We start from the raw sequence: 17633 nt of genomic DNA on the forward strand, positions 1-17633 counted from the left end.
ATTTCTCTTTCAACTTCAAGCACTTGACTCGCCTCGATCTCTCGTTAGCGGGAGGCGAATTCTACAGCGTTCTAACCAACTCGTCAACCACCTTTTTCACCGCTTCCGATCTTTCGATCGAAGCACTTCCAGCACTACCTGAAACGCCCAACTCGCTGATATTCAAGGAGTTTTTGGTTCCGACTACGCTGGAAGTGGGGCGAAGTATAAAGACTTCTGAAGGGGCGTCAAGCGCTAATTTGAATTCCTTGATGGTATGCCCATACCCCTTCAGCCCCGAGCAATCGAGTAGAGGACTTTCACCTCCAAGTCACCCATTCAGCCACCACAGCCAAACGGGTTGCGCTAACGCGCAACGCGCAACGCGCCATGCCTGGCGCACAACAAAAAAGGCCCATGCATTACGCATGGGCCTTTTGACTGTAATGGTGTCCCAGGGCAGGTTCGAACTGCCAACCTTCCCCTTAGGAGGGGGATGCTCTATCCAATTGAGCTACTGAGACAGGCCTAGGATAGACAAGCATCCACACCAGACGGCGAGCATGTTACCCACCACGCCAGGATTTGTCATGTCGTCCATCTGGCTTTTTATCTGTGGCCTGCTTCAGCCTGAGCGCAATAGTGATGATGCATCCGATGCGCCAGCCCAGCACTCAAGGCAATGTTGTTACCCCAGCGGCAAACAGCGCCCCCAGCAAACGGCGCACGGCATCATCGAGCCCGTCGGAGTTATCCACCCGCAGAACCCCTTCCTGCCCTACCGGCTGGATGCGCTGGTTACGTGCAAGGCGCTGCTCTATAGCGTCGTGATCCTCCCTGCCCCGCCTGAGCAGGCGCTCACGCAATACCTGCTGGTTGACAGTGAGCAAGACCGGCACCAGATCCGGGTATCTGGATCGAGCTTGCGCCAGGTGCGCGCGCGAACCATTGACCAGCACATGCCAGCCTTCCGCCAACCATGCTTCTATATAAGCAGGCATCCCATAAGCCAGCCCATTGGCGCGCCACGCCAGGGCAAATTCACCACAGGCACACATCTGCTCGAACACTGACAGCGACACCCCCACAGCATCTTCTCCGACGGCTTCGGCCGAACGGGTGATGACTCGACGTGCAGTCCGTACGTTACGCGCCATCAACTGCACACGCGCCGCCTCCAGCATACTGTCCTTGCCCGAGCCTGACGGCCCCATCAAATAGATCAACCTTGGCCAGACATGCCCGGGCACCCCGCTTGCGTCATACTGCATAGCCACTATGCTCATAGATAGAAAGGAAGCTTCGACATTTCAGGCGCTTTGCAAGCTTCTCTGCCGGCAGGTGCTCGCGTCAGCGTCAGCCACCAAAGCCCAGAGCACCCCAGGAAATGAAATCTTTTCAAACCAGTGCGCATTTCTGATAATTGGTACTGGCATAACGCCTTTATCCGGTTCAATATTTGTCACAGAATTGACGCCAAGGAACCGGCGATAATGAGGCATGATTAGGACCTCATTCACAATTCAGGTTGAACATTTTGCCCTAACGGTGGTCGTAACACTCATCGTGCGGCCGATTTCGAGAACCGCTTCCCCCTGAACTAAACCGGTCAATTATATGCGCCCATTGAAACAGGCTATCTACTCAAGCCGCACCGCTGACAAATTTGTCGTCCGCCTGCCAGACGGAATGCGTGAGCGCATTGCCGAGGTTGCGCGTAACCACCACCGCAGCATGAACTCAGAGATCATTGCCCGCCTGGAGCAGAGCCTTATTCAGGAAGGAGCACTGGGCGATGAGCTGAGCATGCGCCTGGACAGCCCGGAACTGTCCCTGCATGAACGCGAACTGCTGCAACGCTTTCGTCAGTTGTCCCACCGCCAGCAAAACGCCCTGGTCTCGTTGATAGCCCATGACGCCGAGATGGCTGCGGACGCTTCCTGACACCGCACCGCACCCACAAAAAAGCCAGCTTTCGCTGGCTTTTTTTGTGCCTGCCTGGCACCCCCCCTACACCTACAAGAGGAACACCGTAGCCAACCCGAGGAAGATGAAGAAGCCGCCGCTGTCGGTCATGGCAGTGATCATCACGCTCGCCCCCATCGCTGGATCGCGCCCCATGCGCGCCAGCGTCATGGGGATAAGAACCCCCATCAACGCTGCGAGCAACAGGTTCAGGGTCATCGCAGCCGTCATCACCACACCCAGCGACCAGCTGCCATATAGCAGATAGGCAACAACACCGATCACGCCGCCCCACACCAGACCGTTGATCAAGCCTACTGCAAGCTCCTTGCGCATCAAGCGCGCGGTATTGCCGGGGCTTACCTGGTCAAGCGCCATGGCCCTGACGATCATGGTGATGGTCTGGTTCCCCGAGTTGCCGCCGATACCAGCCACGATCGGCATCAACGCCGCCAGCGCCACCAGTTTCTCGATGGAGCCCTCGAACAGGCCGATCACCCGCGACGCCACGAACGCCGTGATCAGGTTGATCGCAAGCCATGCCCAACGGTTGCGCAGCGAGCGCCAGACCGACGCGAAGATATCTTCCTCTTCTCGCAGACCCGCCATGTTGAGGACTTCGTTCTCGCTTTCCTCGCGAATCAGGTCAACCATCTCGTCGATGGTCAGACGACCAATAAGGCGGTCGCTCTTGTCGACCACTGGCGCGGAGATCAAGTCATAGCGCTCAAACGCCTGCGCGGCATCGTAGGCATCTTCATCCGGATGGAAACTCACCGGATCACTGGCCATGACCTCCGCAACCTGCTTGTCCGGATCATTGACCAGCAGCCGCTTGATCGGCAACACGCCCTTTAGCTTGCCGTCATAGTCGACCACGAAGAGCTTGTCGGTGTGTCCTGGCAACTCCTTTAGACGACGCAGATAGCGCAGCACCACTTCCAGGCTGACGTCTTCGCGGATGGTCACCATCTCGAAGTCCATCAGTGCACCGACCTGATCCTCGTCGTAGCTCAACGCGGAGCGCACACGCTCACGCTGCTGGGCGTCGAGGGTCTCCATCAGCTCATGCACGACATCGCGCGGCAGCTCTGGCGCAAGGTCGGCCAGCTCGTCCGCATCCATCTCCTTGGCGGCAGCGAGCAGCTCGTGATCGTCCATGTCGGCGATCAGGGTTTCGCGCACCGAGTCGGATACTTCGAGCAGGATATCGCCGTCACGCTCGGCCTTGACCAGCTGCCAGACCGTCAGGCGATCATCCAGCGGCAGGGCTTCAAGAATGTAGGCAACGTCAGCGGAGTGCAGGTCATCGAGCTTGCGTTGAAGCTCGACCAGGTTCTGGCGGTGTACGAGGTTTTCGACCAGGTCCTGGTGATGGCCTTCCTGACGGTGCGTCAGGTCTTCGACCACACGTTGGCGCTGCAACAGTTCGACCACCTGGGCCAGGCGATCCTGCAGGCTCTCTTGCGACTTTTTCACTTCATTTTCAGTCATACGCGTACTCCACTCCCAGCAGCGGAGCACGCCAGGAGAATCAATCAGTCAAATCGTGATTGGCAAAACAAGCTATTGAGTAACTACTGGGTAAGTCCATGGTGGTATTCCACAAGCCCCGGCGGGGCTGACGGGCGCAATCATACACGGCTTGGGCAGTGCGGGCTGAAAATATTGGCCAGAACAACCGCTTGCGAGATAAAGCTGTGACAACGTCAAGCTCTATCAGTGCGACGGCAAACACGCTGAAAAGAACACATTCAAGACTGAAAAGTTAGCAGAGGCCGGCAAGCGCAGCGATGACAGTTTATTCATCGTGTCTTACGGAAAAGTGAAATGACAGAAAGCAGAAAGCCCGCTTAAAAAGCGGGCTTTCTGTTGTATGGTGCACTCGACAGGATTCGAACCTGTGACCGCTCGGTTCGTAGCCGAGTACTCTATCCAGCTGAGCTACGAGTGCAGGGTTGGCGCTTGATAGACCAGATCACCTCTGGTTGAAGCTGAAACACTCTCCAAACTGGAAACTGCTTCGTCGTATGGTGCACTCGACAGGATTCGAACCTGTGACCGCTCGGTTCGTAGCCGAGTACTCTATCCAGCTGAGCTACGAGTGCAGGGTTGGTATTTGATAGACCAGATTACCACTGGCTGAAACTGAGGCAACTTCCAGACTGGAAACCACTTCGTCGTATGGTGCACTCGACAGGATTCGAACCTGTGACCGCTCGGTTCGTAGCCGAGTACTCTATCCAGCTGAGCTACGAGTGCATTTGTTGCCGCGCATTATAGACCGCTTAATCGATTTGCCAACTACTTTTTCGTTTAATTTCAACGACTTAGCGTTTGAAGCAAGATTACAGCGCCCTACATGAATAATGGCGGAGAAGGGGGGATTCGAACCCCCGATACCCTTGTGAGGTATACTCCCTTAGCAGGGGAGCGCCTTCGGCCACTCGGCCACCTCTCCGCAACACGGGGCGTACTATAACCAGAGCCCTCCCCGTTTGCAAACCCTTTTTTTAAAAAATACTGATAAAAATTAAAGGCTTGGTTCTTCGTCCTTCTCTTTCTTGATCCGAAGGTAGATTTCCTCACGGTGCACGGCCACTTCCTTGGGCGCGTTCACGCCGATCCGTACCTGGTTTCCTTTGACGCCGAGCACGGTCACGGTGATTTCGCCATCGCCAATTATCAGGCTCTCTGCGCACCGACGAGTCAGAATCAACATACCTTTCTCCTCACGCAATTCAGTTCAGGGACAACAGTCTGCAAAAAAAAAGGGCTTCAACCTACAACCGGAACGGTTGTCGACCTACGCCTAAGTATTGACCAGTGCGGGCGAACCCACAGCGTTCTTGCACTGCTCAAAAACACGAAGGGCGCGGCCAGGCCGCGCCCCCAGGTGGAATGACGCTTACTCGCCCTGACGGGACGGTGCGTCGAGCTCGAAGGCGGTGTGCAGGGCGCGCACAGCCAGTTCCAGGTACTTCTCTTCGATGACCACAGACACCTTGATTTCCGACGTGGAGATCATCTGGATATTGATGCTCTCCTTGGCCAGCGCCTCGAACATGCGACTGGCAACACCGGCATGCGAACGCATGCCCACGCCCACGATCGAGACCTTGGCAATCTTGGTGTCACCGACCACTTCACGGGCATTGAGCTTGAGGGCGGTTTCGCCCAGCACCTTTTGCGCCTTGTCGTAGTCGTTACGGTGCACCGTGAAGGTGAAGTCGGTGGTGTTATCGTGCGACACGTTCTGCACGATCATGTCGACTTCGATGTTCGCTGCACTGATGGGGCCCAGAATCCCGAACGCCACGCCCGGGGTATCCGGCACACCGCGAATGGTCAGCTTGGCTTCATCGCGGTTGAAGGCGATGCCGGAAATGATCGGCTGTTCCATGGATTCCTCTTCATCAATTGTAATGAGGGTACCCGGACCCTCTTGAAAGCTGTGCAGTACGCGCAGCGGAACGTTGTACTTGCCGGCGAACTCGACGGCACGGATCTGCAGCACCTTGGACCCGAGGCTGGCCATTTCCAGCATCTCTTCGAAGGTGATCTTGTCCAGCCGCTGCGCCTGGGACACCACACGCGGGTCGGTGGTGTACACACCGTCGACATCGGTATAGATCTGGCACTCGTCAGCCTTCAACGCAGCCGCCAGGGCCACGCCAGTGGTGTCGGAGCCACCGCGCCCCAGCGTGGTGATGCTGCCGTGCTCATCAACGCCCTGGAAACCAGCGACCACCACCACGCGACCTGCCTTGAGGTCGGCGCGGATCTTCTGATCGTCGATCTGCAGGATGCGCGCCTTGTTGTGCGCACTGTCGGTGAGAATGCGTACCTGGTTGCCGGTATAGGACACCGCAGGCACGCCGCGCTTGATCAGGGCCATGGCCAGCAAGGCAATCGTCACCTGCTCGCCCGTGGACACAATCACGTCCAGCTCACGTGGCACCGGCTGATCACTGATCTGCTTGGCCAACTCGATCAGACGATTGGTTTCGCCGCTCATTGCCGACAACACGACCACCAGGTCATCGCCGGCTTCGCGGAACTTCTTCACCTTGTCGGCGACCTGCTCGATCCGTTCGACCGTGCCAACCGAGGTGCCGCCAAATTTCTGTACGATCAACGCCATTTCAAAGCCGCCTCAGCCCGTGAAGGGCACCCTATAAACACATTCTTCATTCAACGCCAGGGCCCGCCACTGGACGGCGGGCCTCCGGGCGCCTCAGACACCCTGTTCTACGAATGGGACAGTCAACGCCAGTGCAGCGTCCAGCGCCGCGGCATCCACGCCACCGCCTTGCGCCATGTCCGGACGTCCACCGCCTTTGCCGCCCACCGCTGCAGCGGCTTGCTTCATCAAATCACCGGCTTTGAGTTGGCCAGTCAGGTCCTTGGTCACGCCTGCGACCAGTACGACCTTGTCTTCGTGGACACTGCCGAGCAGGATCACTGCGCGGCCGAGTTTGTTCTTCAGCTGGTCGACCAGCGCCAGCAATGCCTTGCCATCCTGGCCATCCAGGCGTGCAGCCAGCACCTTGACGCCCTTGACCTCGACCGCACTGGCCGACAGGTCATCACCGGCGGCACTGGCGGCCTTGGCCTGCAGTTGCTCCAGCTGCTTCTCAAGCTGGCGATTGCGCTCGATCACCGCCGAAAGCTTGTCGATCAGGTTCTCGCGGCTGCCCTTGACCAACTGGGCGGCTTCCTTGAGCTGCTCTTCGGCGCCATTGAGGTAAGCCAGCGCCGCAGCCCCGGTGACAGCCTCGATACGGCGTACGCCCGAGGCCACGCCACCTTCGCTGATGATCTTGAGCAAACCGATATCACCGGTGCGCTTGGCGTGGATACCACCGCACAGCTCGACCGAGAAGTCGCCGCCCATGCTCAGCACGCGCACGCTGTCGCCGTACTTCTCGCCGAACAGCGCCATCGCGCCCTTCTGCTTGGCGGTCTCGATATCGGTTTCTTCGGTCTTGACTTCGGTGTTGTTGCGCACTTCGCGGTTGACGATGTCTTCCAGTGCCTTGAGCTGCTCTGGCTTGACCGCCTCGAAGTGGCTGAAGTCGAAACGCAGGCGCTGGCTGTCGACCAGCGAGCCTTTCTGTTGTACGTGCTCACCCAGCACCTGACGCAGCGCAGCGTGCAGCAAGTGGGTGGCAGAGTGATTCAGCGAGGTGGCGTGCTGCACATCGGCATCGACCCTGGCCTCGACCTGGGCGCCCACCTTCAGGCTGCCTGTGGCGACCACGCCGTGGTGCAGGAACGCACCGCCGGTCTTGGTGGTGTCGCGCACGTCGAAACGCAGGTTGCCGGCCTGCAGGTAACCGCTGTCACCCACTTGACCACCAGACTCGGCGTAGAACGGCGTACGATCGAGGATCACCACGCCCTGTTCGCCTTCGCCCAACTGCTCGACGGCCTTGCCGTCCTTGTAGAGTGCGACCACGCTGGCAGCGCCTTCGGTAGTGGCGTAGCCGGTGAACTCGGTGGCCACGTCAACCTTGACCAGGCTGTTGTAGTCCAGGCCGAAGGCACTGGCCGAGCGCGCGCGTTCACGCTGTGCTTCCATCTCGCGCTCAAAGCCTGCCTCGTCGATGGTCAGGCTGCGCTCACGGGCGATGTCGGCGGTCAGGTCCATAGGGAAACCGTAGGTGTCATACAGCTTGAACACCACCTCGCCCGGAACCACGTCACCCTTGAGCTCGGCCAGGTCCTGCTCGAGGATCTTCAGGCCCTGCTCCAGGGTCTTGGCGAACTGCTCTTCTTCAGCCTTGAGCACGCGCTCGATGTTGGCCTGCTGCAGTTTGAGCTCAGGGAAGGCTTCACCCATCTCGGCGACCAGCGCTGCGACGATCTTGTAGAAGAAACTGCCGGTGGCGCCCAGCTTGTTGCCGTGACGGCAGGCACGACGAATGATGCGGCGCAGCACGTAGCCGCGACCTTCGTTGGACGGCAGCACGCCATCGGCGATCAGGAAACCGCACGAACGGATGTGGTCCGACACGACCTTGAGCGAGGACTGGTCATCATTGCTGCAGCCGATCGCTGCTGCCGAAGCACTCAGCAGGCTCTGGAACAGATCGATTTCATAGTTCGAATGCACGTGCTGCATGACCGCACTGATGCGCTCAAGGCCCATGCCGGTGTCAACCGACGGCGCTGGCAGCGGGTGCAGCACGCCATCGGCAGTGCGGTTGAACTGCATGAAGACGTTGTTCCAGATCTCGATGTAACGGTCGCCGTCTTCTTCCGGCGAGCCTGGCGGGCCACCCCAGATGTCGGCGCCGTGATCGTAGAAAATCTCGGTGCAGGGGCCGCACGGGCCGGTGTCGCCCATGGTCCAGAAGTTGTCGGACGCATACGGGGCGCCCTTGTTGTCACCAATGCGTACCATGCGCTCGGCCGGTACACCGATCTGCTGGGTCCAGATGTCGTACGCCTCGTCATCGGTGGCGTAGACGGTGACCCAGAGTTTTTCCTTGGGCAGGTTCAGCACGCCGGTGAGGAAGGTCCAGGCGTAGGTGATGGCATCACGCTTGAAATAATCGCCGAAGCTGAAGTTGCCCAGCATCTCGAAGAAGGTGTGGTGACGTGCGGTGTAGCCGACGTTTTCCAGGTCGCTGTTCTTGCCACCGGCGCGCACGCACTTCTGGCTGCTGGTCGCACGGGTGTAGGCGCGCTTTTCCTGGCCAAGGAAGCAGTCCTTGAACTGGTTCATCCCCGCGTTGGTGAACAGCAGGGTCGGGTCGTTGCCCGGAATCAAGGAGCTGGAGGCAACTCGGGTATGTCCCTGCTCTTCGAAGAAGCGAAGGAAGGCTTCACGGATTTCTGCGCTTTTCATAGGTTCTTCCACGGAAACGGCGGCCTGCGTCAAATTGACGAAACAACGGCAAAGGGCCGCATTATATCTAGCCTGATGACCTGTTGCAGTGTGTTTATACGATAGAAACCTGCAATAGGGATGAAATGACCTTCATCCGGCGCGGTTTAGTTAGCAGGCTATACGTTTAACCGACAACTGTGCTACAACACGTGCGCCGCCAGCGACTGGCGGCAACGTTCTCAGGGCGGGGTGCAATTCCCCACCGGCGGTAATTGCGCACTGCGCATAGCCCGCGAGCGCTTGCAGTCACCCTGCAAGGTCAGCAGACCCGGTGTGATCCCGGGGCCGACGGTCATAGTCCGGATAAAGAGAGAGCGGGATCGGCACGTGAGTGCCTGCGTCTGCACATCTGCGCAACGACAATCCCCTTCGATCCACTGCCCTGTTTCTCATACAAACAGGAGTCCGTTTCAATGCAAGCTACCCCGATCGACAGCAAAGGCCACCACAACGAACGCATCGCCTTCGTCCAGGCCTGCTGGCACAAGGAAATTGTTGATCAGAGCCGCAAGGGTTTCGTCGAAGAGATGGCCAAGCAGGGCTATCAGCTGAGCGATATCGATTTTTATGAAGTGGGCGGCGCCTTCGAAATCCCGCTGCACGCCAAGCTGCTGGCCCGTAGCGGCCGCTATGCCGGCATCGTGGCAGCGGGTCTGGTGGTGGACGGCGGCCTGTACCGTCACGAGTTCGTCGCACAATCGGTGATCAGCGGCCTGATGCAGGTGCAGCTGGAAACCGAGGTACCGGTGTTCTCGGTGGTGCTGACCCCGCACCACTTCCATGCCGGCGACGAGCACCAGAAGTTCTTCTTCGAGCATTTCGTGCACAAGGGCGCGGAAGCGGCGGTGACCTGTGCCGACACGCTGCTCAAGCTGCGCTCGCTGCGCCGCGATGAAGTGCCGCAGAAGATGGCAGGCTGATTGCGCTGCCCCCTTCGCCGGCCTTGCCGCGAAGGGGCCTCAACCTCAGCCCAGTTGCTCGGCTGAGGCCGGCACGATCAGAATCCCCGCACGCAGCCCGTTCTTGACCTTGGGATTCGGGAAAATGATCCGCGCCCCTTCCTCCTCGACAATCCAGCGCGTCTCGGCCAGGTCTTCGGCCAGCAGATAGCCTTTGGACAGCTCCGAAAAATTCTCGATATCCGCCGGCAGGTGCAGGTGGAAGCTGTCACTGTGCTTGATGATCTCTCGGGCCACGCTGAACAGCTGCAGGCCATCGAGCACATCCCCCTCAGGCGGTTCGTTCCCTTCGATGACCTGTTTGAGCCGCGTGTGCAGCCGCTCCAGCCTGATCTCGCGGTTATGCCCGAACGGTCGTGCCTTGCCCAGCTCCAGGGTGAAGGCTTCGGCGTCGAGGGTCTCGTAGGTGAACGCGGTGAAGGTGATCGACGGCTTGCTCTGCAGCAGTACCGCCTCCATGCCGGCAGCACGCAGGCGCGCCAGCTCACGTCGCGAGTGCTGACGGCCTTCCTTGTAGGGATAGAGCGCAAACTGCTCGATCTTCGAGCCGCGAATCGCGGTGTGCAGGTCGTAGTGCAGGCGCGTGCGCCCCTGCACACTGAAAAAGGTCGTCGCCAGGCGCTCCAATGTGCAGGCACGCAATGCCTCCACACCACTGGACTGCTCATGACGCCCATTGAACAGCCGATTGACATCGTGTTCGATGTACCGCGCCCCCGTACGCATCGCTTCGGGATTGCCGAACAGGAACAGGATTCGCGTGCGCGGCTTGATCTCCCCCCTGGCAATACCATGCAGGAGTTCGTCGAGCAGCTCGATCGGCGCGGTCTCGTTGCCATGGATGCCCGCAGACAGCAGCAGGTCCATGCCATTGTCACGAGCCTGCGGCGGGCTCACTTCAAGTGCGCCCTCCCCAAGCCAGCGCATGCGCACGCCTTCGACAGTCAGCTGGGTCTTCTCTGCCGGTTCACGACCGGCAAGGGTCAGTTCAAGCAGTTTGCCGAGGGCGAGCATGGGCGCTGTTCCTTAGTGTTGGTGCCCGCAATCGGGACCGTGGACGTGATCGTCGTCTTCACCGGCATCGGCCGGCTCCATTTCAAGTTGCAGGCTGACCAGGTTGGTGGCCAGCGGACGCAGCAGCAGGTTGGCGTATTCGGCATCGCCTTCTTCCACGTCCACTCCGATCAGCAGCTGGCCGCGGCCGTCCTGCTGGATCCATACCTCCTTGCCCTGCCAGAGCACGGCGAAACGCGTGCAGGAGGTTTCCAGCTGGGTACCGTCGTCATCTTCAAGGATCAGCTGCAGGGTGTCGGACATAATCGAATTCTCTTTCAAGGTTGGAGTTGGAACGGATACACCGAACCCAGCTTGAGGATCTGGGTCAGCTCATCCAGTGCCGTGCGACACTCCAGCAACAACTGCGGGTCTGCCAGGTCGCGTTCGGCCAGGCTGTCGCGGTAGTGTTTGTCGACCCATTGGGTCAGGGTGTCGTACAACGGCGCGGTCATGATAACCCCTGGGTTGACCGCCGCCAGTTCCGTTTCATTCAGCGCTACACGCAAGCGCAGGCACGCCGGGCCACCACCGTTCTGCATGCTCTGCTTGAGGTCGAACACCTTGACCTCGACCACCGGCCCGCCCTGACTGGTCAGCGCTGACAGGTAGGCCCAGACCCGCTCGTTGTTGCGACACTCTTCCGGCACGATCAACAGCATCGAACCGTCCTCGCGCGACAGCAACTGGCTGTTGAACAGGTACGAGCGCACTGCATCCTCCACCGTCACCTGGGCACGCGGCACGCAGATGGCCTTGAAGTCGGCGCCATACCTGGCCAGTTTAGCCTGCAGCTCGGCCAGCATCGTCTCGGTGTCGAGGAACGCATCCTCGTGATAGAACAGCACCTCGCCGTTGCCGACCGCAATCACGTCATTATGGAACACGCCCTGATCGATCACTGCCGGGTTCTGCTGAGCATAGACCACACCTTCATCGCTCAGGCCATGCAGCCGGGCAACCGCTTGCGAGGCTTCCAGGGTCTGGCGCGCCGGGTACTTCTGAGGCGATGGATAACGGGCATCGAACGCACTGCGCCCGAACACAAAGAACTCCACACCGGCCTCGCCATAGGCGCGGCAGAAGCGCGTGTGGTTGGCCGCACCTTCATCGCCGAACTGCGCCACGGCCGGCAAGGCCGCATGGTGCGCAAAATGCTGCGGATTGGCGAACATCGCCCCCAGCACACGGCTGGTGGTCGGGTGCTCGATGCTGCGGTGGTACTTGCAGTTGAGGTTGGCGGCGGTGAAATGCACGCGACCATCTGCGGTGTCCGCACTCGGGCTCACGGTGGCGGCATTGGCCACCCACATGCTCGAGGCCGAGCAACTGGCCACCAGCAAGGGCATGGCCTCTTTGGCCGCACGCTGGATGACCTGCGCATCGGTGCCGGCAAAACCAAGGCGTCGCAGCGCCGCTACATCAGGACGCTCCTGCGGGGCCAGCACGCCTTGCTGGAAGCCCATCTCCATCAGCGCCTTCATTTTCGCCAGGCCCTGGCGCGCCGCCTCACGCGGGTTCGACGCCTGCTGGCTGTTGCTCTGCGAGGCGACGTTGCCGAACGACAGCCCACCGTAGTTGTGCGTCGGTCCCACCAGACCATCAAAATTCACTTCAAACGATTTCATCGGCTAAGGCTCCGTGAACCTGTTGTTATAGGGTGACGCCCGGCGTCAGCGTGGCGGGCAGAACAAGGCTGGCGGTTTCCAGCGAGGCAACCGGGTAGGCACAGTAATCGGCCGCATAGTAGGCGCTGGCGCGGTGGTTACCGCTGGCGCCTACGCCACCGAACGGTGCACTGCTGGCCGCACCGGTCAGTTGCTTGTTCCAGTTGACGATGCCTGCGCGGCTTTGCAGCCAGAACTGCTGGTAGCGCGCCTCGGAATCCGACAGCAGGCCAGCAGCCAGGCCGTACTGGGTATTGTTGGCCTCGGCAATCGCCGCATCGAAATCGCCGTAGCGAATCACCTGCAGCAACGGCCCGAAGAACTCTTCATCAGGGCGCCCCGCTACCGCCGTGACATCGAGGATGCCCGGGGTCAGCAATGCAGCACCGGCGCTCGGCTGGGTCATCGCCAGCAGGGCCTGCGCGCCGTTGGCCAGCAAGTGGGCCTGCGCATCCAGCAACGCCTGGGCGGCACCCAGGGAAATCACCGAGCCCATGAACGGCGCTGGCTGCTGATCGAACGCACCCACCGAAATGTTCCGGCTCACCTCTACCAGACGCGCCAGCAAGCTGTCACCCCAGGCACCTTGCGGCACCAGCAGGCGGCGTGCACAGGTGCAGCGCTGGCCAGCGGAAATGAAAGCGGACTGGATAATCGTATAGACCGCGGCATCCAGATCCTGGACCTGATCGACCACCAGGGGATTGTTGCCACCCATTTCCAGCGCCAGGATCTTGTCCGGGCGACCGGCAAACTGCTGGTGCAACACATTGCCGGTGCGGCTGGAGCCGGTGAAGAACAACCCGTCGATGCCCGGGTTGGCGGCCAGCGCCACACCGGTTTCACGTGCGCCCTGCACCAGGTTGAGCACACCCGCCGGCAGGCCGGCCTCGACCCAGCACTTGACGGTCAGCTCCGCCACTTTCGGGGTCAGCTCGCTGGGCTTGAACACCACGCTGTTGCCGGCCAGCAATGCCGGCACGATATGCCCGTTGGGCAGGTGGCCAGGGAAGTTGTAGGGCCCGAATACCGCCACCACGCCATGTGGCTTGTGCCGCAGCACCGCCCTGGCATCGGCCAGTGGGCCGCTTTTCTCACCGGTACGCTCACGGTAGCTCTGCACCGAGATCGCGACCTTGTTGACCATGCTGGTGACTTCGGTGCTGGCCTCCCACAGCGGCTTGCCGGTTTCTTCACCGATGCAGCGGGCCAGCTCGTCGGCTTGCGCCTTGAGGCTGGCCGCGAAGGCGTCGAGCACACCGATGCGGGCCTCCAGCGATTGCCGGGCCCAGGCAGGGAAGGCCTCACGGGCAGCCTTGACCGCCGCCTCGACCTGTTCGGCGTTGGCACCCTGACCCTGCCAGATCACGTTCTGGCTGACCGGGTCCAGCGACTGCAGCGCTTCGCCCTGCCCCGCCAGCCAAGTGCCGGCAATGTAGTGAGTGGTCATTATTTGCTCTCCCGGGCAGCGGACAATGGCACGGCGCGCACCTGATCACCGGCACTCAGGCGCAGGCGCTTGGCGGTTTGCGGGTCGACCACCAGGGTGCCGGCAGCCAACCGCGCAGGGGCCGCGGTAATCCGGCAGTCTTCGCGCTTGCGGTTATGCATGATGAACGGCGTGGCGTCGTCGCCCGGCGTACCGATGGCCAGCACCAGTGCCTGGCTGTCGTGCACCGCACGAATCTTGCTGGTCTGGCATTCAACGGCCGGGCCGGCATCGAAGATGTCGACATACCCCTGATAGCTGAAGCCTTCGCTTTGCAACATGGCCAGCGCCGGCTCGGTATCGGTGTGCACACGCCCGATCACGCTGCGTGCGGCCTCGGACAGGAAGCAGGTGTACAGCGGGAACTTGGGCATCAGCTCGGCGATGAACGCCTTGTTGCCCACCCCGGTGAGGTAGTCGGCCTGGCTGAATTCCATCTTGAAGAAGTGTCGGCCCAGGCTTTCCCAGAATGGCGAACGGCCCTGCTCGTCGGACATGCCGCGCATCTCGGCAATGATCTTGTTGCCGAACAGCTCGCTGAACTCGGCAATGAACAGCAGGCGCGCCTTGGCCAGCAGCCGACCATTGAGGCCGGTGCGGTAGTCGCTGCGCAGAAACAGCGAGCACAGCTCGGAGTTGCCGGTCAGGTCGTTGGCCAGGAACAGCGTTGGAATCTCGCGGTAGATGTTCAGTTCCTGGGACGCACTGACGGTCAGGCCGACCCGGTAGTTGTACCAGGGCTCACGCAAGCCCACGGCGCCGGCGATGGCAGAAATACCCACCACCTCGCCGTCATCGTTCTCGAGCACGAACAGGTAGTCGGTATCCCCACGGTCGGCTTCACCGCGAAAGGTCTTCTCGGCCCACGACACTCGCTGGGCCAGGCGCTCTTCATTGGCCGGCAAGGTGGTCAGGCCAGTGGTGCCAGTGCTGCGTGCCAGCTCGATCAGCGCAGGTAAATCACTGCTGCGTACGGGACGAACAATCATGCTATCTCCTCGGGCAGGCGCCTGCGGGCACCTGCGAAACTCGACCTGTGTTGCTCAGGTATCAGACCGCGACCAGGCGCACACTGGCGCCCTCGCCCACACCCAGTGCTTCGGCGGCGGCCAGGTTCAACTGCACCGGCTTGCCAGGTGCCCAGTCCAGCTCCAGCAAGACGGCGCGGTAGTCCTGCAACTGGCCGTTGGAAACCAGGTACAGGCGCCCGCCCTTGACCGGCTGCTCCTGGAGCTTGACCGGCATCACGCGGCTCTGGGCGATCGAACGGATACCCGACACCCGCGCATGCAGGGTCGGGCCGCCGTCGAAAATATCGATGTAGTGATCGGTCTCGAAGCCTTCGCGCATCAGGATGTCGAAGGTGATCTGCGCCCGCGGGTGCACCTGGCCCATTGCCTCTTGCGCGGCATCCGGCAGCAGGGGCACGTAGATCGGGTAGTGCGGCATCAGTTCGGCCAGGAAGGTACGACTCTTCAGGCCGCACAGACGCTCGGCGGCGGCATAGTTGAGGTCGAAGAAATTGCGCCCGATGGCGTCCCAGAACGGCGAGTCACCCTGCTCGTCGCTGTAACCGACGATCTCGGTCACCACCGACTCTGCAAAGCGCTCCGGGTGTGCGGCCATGAACAGCAGCCGACCGCGGGAGTTGAGCTCGGCCCAGCCGGTACCGACCAGTTCGGGCAACACGTAGAAGCTGGTGAGCAGGCTGTTGCCGGTCAGGTCGTGACACTGCGACAGCACGTGGATCTTGTTGTGGATCTTCAGCTCGCGCGAAGCGTGCACGAAGGTCTCGTTGCGAAAGCTGTAGAAAGGCTCGGAGTAACCGGCCGAGGCGACGATAGCCGAGCAGCCGACCAGCTTGCCGGTGGTGCTGTCTTCAAGCACGAAGAAGTAGCTCTCTTCACCATTGAAGCTGACCTCGGCGGCAAACGAGGTTTCGGAGGCGGCAATCTTGTCACCCAGGCGACCGGCATCGTCCGGCAAGGACGTGACACCAATGGGACTGTCCGCGGCCAGACGCTGTACTTCACCCAGGTCAGCCATTTGCGCGGGGCGCATCACCAGCATGGTGTCACTCCTTTCGGGAAAAACGGGCCGACCGTGATCGGCGCAGAAAAAGCGGCACGTGCCGTGGGCACAGGCTACGGAAATCGGTTTCGCCGGCCTGTGCAGGCCAGCGAAGAACGCAAGGGCGCTATCAGGCCTTGGTCAGTGCAGCGGCGGCGCGCTCGAAGCGGTCCAGACCTTCATCGATATCGGCATCTTCCACCACCAGGCTCGGGGCGAAGCGCACCACGTCCGGGCCGGCCTGCAGGACCATCAGGCCCTCTCTCTCGGCCGCGTTGAAGATGTCCTTGGCCTTGCCTTTCCAGGCGTCGGACAGCACGCAACCGATCAGCAGGCCCATGCCACGCACCTGGGTGAACAGGCCGTATTGCTGGCCGATCTTTTCCAGGCGGGCCTTGAAGCGTTGATGTTTGGCTTTGACACCGGCCAGCACCTCAGGCGTGTTGACCACGTCCAGTACCGCAGCCGCCACAGCGCAGCCCAGCGGGTTGCCACCATAGGTGGTGCCGTGGGTGCCCACGGCCAGGTGCCTGGCCAGCGCTTCGGTGGTCAGCATCGCGGCAATCGGGAAACCGCCGCCCAGGCTCTTGGCGCTGGTGAGGATGTCCGGGATCACGCCGTAGTGCATATAGGCGAACAGTTCGCCGGTACGGCCTACGCCGGTCTGCACTTCGTCGAAGATCAGCAGCGCGTTGTGCTTGTCGCACAGTTCACGCGCACCTTGCAGGTAGGCCGTGTCGGCCGGCACAACACCACTTTCACCCTGGATCGGCTCGATCACCACCGCGCAGGTCTTGTCGCTGATCTGGGCCTTGAGCGCCTCCAGGTCATTGTACGGCACATGGCTGATACCGGTGATCTTCGGGCCGAAACCGTCGGAGTACTTGGGCTGACCGCCGACGCTCACGGTGAACAGGGTGCGACCGTGGAAACTGTTCACGGTGGCGATGATTTCGTGCTTTTCAGGGCCGAAGCGGTCGTGGGCGACGCGACGGGCCAGCTTGAAGGCGGCCTCGTTGGCTTCGGCGCCGGAGTTGCAGAAGAATGCACGCTCGGCGAAGGTGGCATCGACCAGCTTGTGGGCCAGGCGCAGGGCCGGCTCGTTGGTGAACACGTTGGACACATGCCACAGCTTGTTGGCCTGTTCGGTCAGCGCACCGACCAGTGCCGGGTGGGCGTGCCCCAGAACGTTTACGGCGATGCCGCCGGCGAAATCGATCAGCTCGCGCCCCGACTGGTCCCATACACGGGAACCCTCGCCACGCACGGGAATGAAAGCGGCCGGCGCATAATTGGGGACCATCACCTGGTCGAAATCGGCGCGTTGCACCGGAGCTTGCTCAACGGACATCGGAGTCTCCTGAAGAGGAACGCCTGCCTGGAACTGGCGAGCGATGGGGGGATTGTAAGGACAGATGAGCGCCCGACCTTGTCGCCAAGCGACAACTTCTTATAGCGCCAAACCCTGTTTTGCCAAGGCTTTCGGCAATGCGACAAATAGGGTCGCAAAGGCGCAGTTTAAACGGTGCGGCGCGGTGGTGGGGAGATTGTGT

At 60.9% G+C, this 17633-nt stretch carries 14 protein-coding genes, 5 tRNA genes and 1 riboswitch; of the genes, 2 read left to right on the plus strand and 17 right to left on the minus strand.

What is annotated here, in order from left to right; translation table 11 throughout:
* Positions 1-426: 426 nt before the first annotated feature.
* Both KUO17_RS05460 and phnN read right to left on the minus strand, forming a co-directional pair.
* Positions 427-503: transfer RNA gene (locus KUO17_RS05460), tRNA-Arg, on the minus strand.
* Positions 504-653: 150 nt separating this feature from the next.
* The gene (gene phnN / locus KUO17_RS05465) at positions 654-1250 is read right to left on the minus strand and encodes a phosphonate metabolism protein/1,5-bisphosphokinase (PRPP-forming) PhnN (RefSeq protein ID WP_217974141.1); all 597 of its coding nucleotides are present in this window, start codon (positions 1248-1250) and stop codon (positions 654-656) included.
* A gap of 346 nt (positions 1251-1596) precedes the next feature.
* Between phnN and KUO17_RS05470 the strand changes: the two genes are divergently transcribed.
* The gene (locus KUO17_RS05470; RefSeq protein ID WP_158957685.1) at positions 1597-1923 is read left to right on the plus strand and encodes an Arc family DNA-binding protein; all 327 of its coding nucleotides are present in this window, start codon (positions 1597-1599) and stop codon (positions 1921-1923) included.
* 72 nt (positions 1924-1995) lie between these two features.
* On the opposite strand, the gene mgtE is transcribed toward KUO17_RS05470, so the two are convergent.
* The 8 genes from mgtE to alaS all read right to left on the minus strand — a co-directional run bounded on the left by mgtE (position 1996) and on the right by alaS (position 8800).
* Complete coding sequence (gene mgtE, locus KUO17_RS05475; protein WP_163950913.1) at positions 1996-3438, minus strand: magnesium transporter; 1443 nt, start codon at positions 3436-3438, stop codon at positions 1996-1998.
* A 383-nt stretch (positions 3439-3821) separates the two neighbouring features.
* A tRNA-Arg gene (locus tag KUO17_RS05480) sits at positions 3822-3898 on the minus strand.
* A gap of 77 nt (positions 3899-3975) precedes the next feature.
* A tRNA-Arg gene (locus KUO17_RS05485) sits at positions 3976-4052 on the minus strand.
* A 77-nt stretch (positions 4053-4129) separates the two neighbouring features.
* Positions 4130-4206, minus strand: a tRNA-Arg gene (locus tag KUO17_RS05490).
* A 108-nt stretch (positions 4207-4314) separates the two neighbouring features.
* Positions 4315-4405 (minus strand) — tRNA-Ser (locus tag KUO17_RS05495).
* A 72-nt stretch (positions 4406-4477) separates the two neighbouring features.
* On the minus strand, positions 4478-4666 hold the full coding sequence (csrA, locus tag KUO17_RS05500; RefSeq protein WP_003175645.1) for a carbon storage regulator CsrA: 189 nt from the start codon (positions 4664-4666) through the stop codon (positions 4478-4480).
* Between the two features lie 186 nt (positions 4667-4852).
* Complete coding sequence (locus KUO17_RS05505) at positions 4853-6088, minus strand: aspartate kinase (protein ID WP_217974143.1); 1236 nt, start codon at positions 6086-6088, stop codon at positions 4853-4855.
* Positions 6089-6181: 93 nt separating this feature from the next.
* The gene (alaS, locus tag KUO17_RS05510) at positions 6182-8800 is read right to left on the minus strand and encodes an alanine--tRNA ligase (protein ID WP_217974145.1); all 2619 of its coding nucleotides are present in this window, start codon (positions 8798-8800) and stop codon (positions 6182-6184) included.
* A gap of 213 nt (positions 8801-9013) precedes the next feature.
* Positions 9014-9162, plus strand: a riboswitch (FMN riboswitch).
* Between the two features lie 93 nt (positions 9163-9255).
* On the opposite strand from alaS, the gene KUO17_RS05515 reads away from it, so the two are divergent.
* A complete protein-coding gene (locus KUO17_RS05515) occupies positions 9256-9762 on the plus strand; it encodes a 6,7-dimethyl-8-ribityllumazine synthase (protein ID WP_217974146.1) in 507 nt (168 codons plus the stop codon).
* 45 nt (positions 9763-9807) lie between these two features.
* Here the strand turns inward: KUO17_RS05515 and astE are convergent, their stop codons facing one another.
* From astE to KUO17_RS05550, 7 genes are all read right to left on the minus strand, one after another.
* The gene (astE, locus tag KUO17_RS05520) at positions 9808-10815 is read right to left on the minus strand and encodes a succinylglutamate desuccinylase (RefSeq protein WP_217974148.1); all 1008 of its coding nucleotides are present in this window, start codon (positions 10813-10815) and stop codon (positions 9808-9810) included.
* Between the two features lie 12 nt (positions 10816-10827).
* Positions 10828-11118, minus strand: a complete 291-nt coding sequence (locus KUO17_RS05525; RefSeq protein WP_217974150.1) for a topoisomerase II — start codon at positions 11116-11118, stop codon at positions 10828-10830.
* Positions 11119-11132: 14 nt separating this feature from the next.
* Positions 11133-12482 (minus strand): N-succinylarginine dihydrolase, encoded by a 1350-nt coding sequence (astB, locus tag KUO17_RS05530; protein WP_217974152.1) that lies wholly within the window; start codon positions 12480-12482, stop codon positions 11133-11135.
* 25 nt (positions 12483-12507) lie between these two features.
* The gene (astD, locus tag KUO17_RS05535) at positions 12508-13974 is read right to left on the minus strand and encodes a succinylglutamate-semialdehyde dehydrogenase (RefSeq protein WP_217974186.1); all 1467 of its coding nucleotides are present in this window, start codon (positions 13972-13974) and stop codon (positions 12508-12510) included.
* Positions 13971-14999, minus strand: coding sequence for an arginine N-succinyltransferase (gene astA, locus KUO17_RS05540; protein WP_217974153.1), 1029 nt, complete (start codon positions 14997-14999; stop codon positions 13971-13973). The genes astD and astA overlap by 4 nt, the downstream gene beginning before the upstream one ends.
* A gap of 61 nt (positions 15000-15060) precedes the next feature.
* Positions 15061-16080 carry an arginine/ornithine succinyltransferase subunit alpha gene (gene aruF, locus KUO17_RS05545; protein ID WP_217974155.1) on the minus strand — a complete coding sequence of 340 codons (1020 nt, stop codon included), beginning with the start codon at positions 16078-16080 and terminating at the stop codon, positions 15061-15063.
* Between the two features lie 130 nt (positions 16081-16210).
* Complete coding sequence (locus KUO17_RS05550) at positions 16211-17431, minus strand: aspartate aminotransferase family protein (protein ID WP_217974156.1); 1221 nt, start codon at positions 17429-17431, stop codon at positions 16211-16213.
* Between the last annotated feature and the right edge of the window lie 202 nt (positions 17432-17633).

It is taken from the genome of Pseudomonas aegrilactucae (genome assembly GCF_019168305.1).
In the GTDB taxonomy this organism is placed as follows: domain Bacteria; phylum Pseudomonadota; class Gammaproteobacteria; order Pseudomonadales; family Pseudomonadaceae; genus Aquipseudomonas; species Aquipseudomonas aegrilactucae.